We start from the raw sequence: 5,113 nt of genomic DNA, 5'->3' as shown, positions 1-5,113 counted from the left end.
TTCCATCCATTCGTTGTGAGGTGTAAATATCGTAATCGCCTCGCTGAGTAGCTCTAATGTTGGAGGAAAAGTAAAGCGTGCCACTTTCAGTAAATGAAATATAGTACTCATTGCTATCCGAATTGATCATCTTTCCCGCATTGATAGGTTCTGACCAATCATTTTTCTGTTTCTCAGCATACCAAATGTCAATGTCTTTCTTGGGTCCGGTTCCGTCTAAAGGCTGGCTAGAGATAAAGTAGAGCTTTTGCTCATTCGGCGATAGAAAAGGATCATTGTATCCATACTGATCGTGATAAAACAGTTTCGTTGGTTCGGCCCACTGGCCATTTTTTAACTGCGTATACCGCGTTTCCGATTTGCCGTTTACGTTTACTCCGTAGTAAAATTCGGTGCCACCTTCCGAGAAAACCGATCCGAACTCAAACTCATCTTCTTGAGAAATGATACCGGGCGCAAATACTTCCGGGTTTAGCCCTGGTGGTGATTGCTTCAGGTAGGCTCCTTCATCCACGGTTGTTTGTGCATAGCTGATAACTGATACAAAGGCAGTTAATACAGTGAAGACGGGTTTAGAGAACATAGCTCAAAGATGGTAGTCGTTGTAATGGAGTAGAAGAAACGAACAGTGAGAAAAAAATCAATCATTATTCATTCATCATTGCTCATTAAATCAAGTAGGCACCACTTGGAGCAAATTATTCGCGACTCGCTCGTACAGAGCTTCATACTGAGGAACAATCAAGTCTACTTCAAACTCCCTGGCCCGATCCAAGGCACCTTGCTTGAAGCGGGGTAGGTTATCCGGATTTAGAATAAACAGCGCTTTTTCGACCATTGCATCGATTTCACCTACTGGGCACACAAAGCCACTTTTACCGTCGATAGTTAGTTCAGGCAATCCCCCAGCATCACTTGAGATCACAGGCACTTCACAAGCCATGGCTTCGAGGGCAGCCAAACCAAAACTTTCTTTTTCGGAAGGCATCAGAAACAGATCGCTCACGGATAGCACTTCCTCCACCGCATCCATCTTTCCCAAAAAGCGGACATCATCACAAGTTCCTAATTGTCGGCACAAGTCTTCTACGTTGCTTCGCTCAGGCCCGTCACCAATCAAGAGTAATTTCGCCGGAATATGTTGGCGAAGCTTATAAAATACCCTGACCGTATCTTCCACTCGCTTTACCCGGCGGAAGTTTGACATATGTGTAATCAAGTACTCACCGTTGGGGCAAATGGCCCGCTTGAAGTGGTCTTTAGACTGACGGCGGAAGCGGTTGAGATCTACAAAGTTGTGAATCACTTCAATTTCTTGGGTAATGTCAAAATGCTCGTAGGTTTCATTCCGTAGATTTTGGGATACTGCGGTCACTCCGTCCGACTGATTAATACTGAAAGCTACCACTGGGGCAAATGATTTATCTTTACCTACCAACGTGATGTCGGTGCCGTGCAAGGTAGTGACTACTGGAATACTAATATTTTCTACCTTTAGAATTTGTTTAGCCATGTAGGCGGCCGAGGCGTGGGGAATAGCGTAGTGGGCGTGCAGTACATCTAAATCCTCGTACTTAACCACATCAACCATTTTACTTACTAATGCCGACTCGTAGGGCTGATACTGGAACAGCGGATACGTACGTACATCCACTTGGTGGTACGTCAGGTTTTCATTGAAGAAATCCAGTCGGCTGGGCTGAGAATAAGTAATAAAATGAATTTGGTGACCTTTTTTAGCCAAGGCTTTGCCAAGCTCGGTAGCCACCACACCGCTCCCCCCGTGGGTAGGATAACACACAATACCGACTTTCATGGAAAAGTAACGTCTAGTAAAGAAAGATTGTTATCAGCCTAATTAGCGACCTCGGTAGTCCGGCATCGCTTGGTAAATGACTGATTGTATCTTTGTACGTATCCCTTCGGTAAGAAGTTTAGTATTACGTGCACTAGGATGCACTCGATTAGAAAGGAAGATATAAATCAAATCATATTTAGGATCAACCCACACGGACGTGCCCGTGAAACCTAAGTGTCCGAAAGAGCTAAGCGACGCCTCCGGGGCAGTAGGGCCACCACCACGAAAGTGCTCGGGTTTATCCCAGCCCAGTCCTCGGCGACTATCATTGTAAGGACGTTTGGAGAACATCTTCACAGTACCGTAGGGAAAATACTGCTGACCACCGTAGTAGCCCTCCTGTAAGTTCATTTGCATCAGAATAGCTAAGTCATTAGCATTACTAAACAGGCCAGCATGACCGGCTACTCCTCCGTTTAGGGCCGCTCCCTCGTCGTGTACGGTACCTTGTATTAAGGTATTTCTAAAGTGGGTGTCTTCCTCGGTGGGGGCAATATCGTCTTGAGAGAATTGACACAGCGGGCGGTAGCGGAGGGTCGGTAATCCGAGCGGGTCGTAAATGTTCTGCGCTAAAAATTCATCTAAGGGCTGATCGGTTACTTTTTCAATAAGACGATGCAGCATATAAAAGCCCAGATCGCTGTAGCGGTAGTTGTAAGTAGGCTTCCAAGTGGGTAGCCTCCCCCGATACCGGCGTAACTCTGATTGTATCGTCCAGTTCCACACTGAGTCTTTGAGGGCCGACGCGCCGTACAAACCAACCGTAATGGGCTGGGTGAAATTTTGCTCAGGCTTGTATCGGTACAAATCCGGCTTAAGTCCGTCATCATCGGTAGTAAATAGCCAGAATGGAACAAAAGAGCGTAAACCCGCCCGGTGCAGCAGTGCGTCGCGAATCGTGATTTTAGCCTTATTAGTGTTTTTCAGCTCAGGTAGGTAGTAGGAAAAGCGATCATCTAGTGAAAACGACCCCTGCGAGTGCAGAAGCATTATAGCTTGCACCGTAGCCGCTACTTTAGTGACTGACGCAATGTCGTAAATGGTTTGATTGGTAATGGGGGCCAGCGAATCGTACGTTTGGTAACCATAGGCTTTCTGGTAGATGACAGAACCCCGCCGGGCAACTAACACCTGACAGCCAGGGGTCATTTCCTCGCGAATGGCTTGGTGAGCCAATGAATCTATTCTACTCAGAGAATCGGGGTGAATCAGCACTTCTTCGGGGAAAGAATAGCGTAACCGTTGCAGTGGTTGCGTAATAATGCCCGTGCCTGCGGTTAATCCTTCTGCAATTTTAGTCGGAAGTTTTCCTCGAGTGGCTAGTGCGCCGAATAGCATCTGAGGTACTACTTTTTGAGCAACGCTATCGTTCTCATAAGCACATAATAAGGTACTAAACTGGGAGAACCGAGCCATTCTGCTGGGGGCACCAAAGAATACCAGTGTAACGTTAGTTTCCTCGTGCAGAAACTTTAAAAATGCTAACGTCTTCTTTGGAATTACTCGGTTAGTAGCTAAATGGGGTTCATGGATAGCTACTACTACCTGATCGTATCGGCGGAGCCGTTCGTAAGTTTGTTCGTAATCGAAACGGTCGGAAGTTTTAGGAACCGTGTAGTGGGTAAAATAAGTGTAGTGATCTAGGTAATCCTGAAAATATTGAGTTTCACCGGTGCTATCGGAGATGGTAAGCGAAGCAAAATGAGCAGTGTCCAGTACCTCAAAAGGTAAAACGTTCCGTTCGTTGCGGAGCAAAGTGACCGACTGTTCCAGAAGCTGTTGCTTTATCAGTCGGGGCGAGTGCTGCCAAGGTGATACTTCCGCTGAAGTAGAATCTAGCGTAGTAGGCGCATCCAAACCTACTTGGTACTTTAACTGTAGTATCTTCGCCACCTTACGATCAATAGCCTCTTCGGTGAGCGTTCCTTGGGTAACGGCTCGCTTAATTTCTTGAATAGTTTGTTTTACATTGCTTGGTGCTAAAAGCACATCGTTGCCCGCCTGTAAAGAGGTTACCCCAATATTGGCCGAATTACTCTGTTCAGCCAAGGGTTCCGAAAATACTAACCCCTCTAGCTGGAAAGCCTGCTCTAAAATTATGGAAGTGGTTTGATCGGGACGTAGGGTGCTGGCCGGGGGTATTTCAACCTGATCAATAGTGCCCAGGTGAGCTAATAAAGTTCCTCGTAGTGAACTAGTACTCTTTTGAGCAGTTCCCTCCGCCCTGATTCGCTGAAAGCAAGGAATAAGCCCATAATCTTTCATCCCCTTCATATAAGACAACCCCTGCTGTATACTTCTGACGGGCTGATCGTGAAAGCTACTATTAGCGGTGTACCCTTGCCCATCGTGCCCCACCGAAATTAAGGGATTAAAATTAAGATGCACTCCTACATCCCGACACTGTCGGGCTACGGCAGCTCCAGCTTGTTCTAAATAAGATAGTTCCTGAATAGCTCCTAATGTTTGAAGTTGAGGGAAGCTTCCAATAGAATCTATCGTAGTTCCCAAACCTCGTTCAGCATTAATACCTATTAACAGAGGAATAGCACTAGCTTGCTGTAGCTGTCGGATCTGCTGCTTTAAAGGCTGTAATTGCCCTTGAAAAAAAATGATGCCACCCAAAGAATAAGTTTCCGCTAGAGATTCTATATCTTGCACGTAGCGGTGATCGGAAGTAGAGTAGACCGGAAGAAACAGCAATTGGCTAATTTTTTCCTCTACCGTTAATGTATCAATTACTTGCTGAACCCACTGATGAAGGGAAGTGCGCTGAGCAGATTGTTCAGGCAGGGTATCTTGCTTAAATTGGGTAGTTTGCCCCCAAACCAAGTTCGAGAACGAAACGATAATCGAAAAGAAAAGCGCGTAAACTTTTTTCAGCATGAGGGCGTTCTTCTGATACCTTTCAAACAAGATTATCCGATGTTTAGTGCCTAGTTGTTAACGTATATAATTATGAAACTTCCTTCGCTGACCCGGCTGCCCGATTATAGGAAATTTAGCCTTGAACCTCGCTACTACGATCCAATTAAAGAGGATATTGAAGAGCGCACCTCTCGAATAGAGCAAGAATTGCGCCAACGCTCATCAACAACTTCTGACTATACTGCCGGTGTTCACGGAGCATTTGCCCGCCGGGCCAGCTACCAAAAAAGCTCTAATATGCTTCAGGGAATTATTATGCTTACGCTAATTGTGCTCATTTTCGGCTACCTCTATTTCGGAAATGATATCTTTTACATTTTTCTGCTA

The 5,113-nt window shown here is 45.8% G+C and carries 3 protein-coding genes and 1 pseudogene; 1 reads left to right on the top strand and 3 read right to left on the bottom strand.

Annotated features, from left to right (window positions below; translation table 11 throughout):
• The 3 genes and pseudogenes from WBA23_RS17305 to WBA23_RS17295 form a co-directional block, all read right to left on the bottom strand.
• A pseudogene (locus tag WBA23_RS17305) lies at positions 1-583 on the bottom strand (hypothetical protein); the annotation flags it as partial.
• 90 nt (positions 584-673) lie between these two features.
• Positions 674-1,816, bottom strand: coding sequence for an N-acetyl-alpha-D-glucosaminyl L-malate synthase BshA (gene bshA, locus WBA23_RS17300; RefSeq protein ID WP_424583540.1), 1,143 nt, complete (start codon positions 1,814-1,816; stop codon positions 674-676).
• Between the two features lie 42 nt (positions 1,817-1,858).
• Entirely contained in the window at positions 1,859-4,744 is a 2,886-nt protein-coding gene (locus tag WBA23_RS17295) for a serine hydrolase (RefSeq protein ID WP_424583539.1), read from the bottom strand.
• Between the two features lie 72 nt (positions 4,745-4,816).
• Here WBA23_RS17295 and WBA23_RS17290 point away from each other — a divergent pair.
• The coding region (locus WBA23_RS17290; protein WP_424583538.1) for a hypothetical protein at positions 4,817-5,113 on the top strand (297 nt) is incomplete at its 3' end.

Source organism: Tunicatimonas sp. (assembly GCF_049647865.1).
In the GTDB taxonomy this organism is placed as follows: Bacteria; Bacteroidota; Bacteroidia; order Cytophagales; family Cyclobacteriaceae; genus Tunicatimonas.
This window is presented reverse-complemented; position numbering and strand designations above follow the sequence as displayed.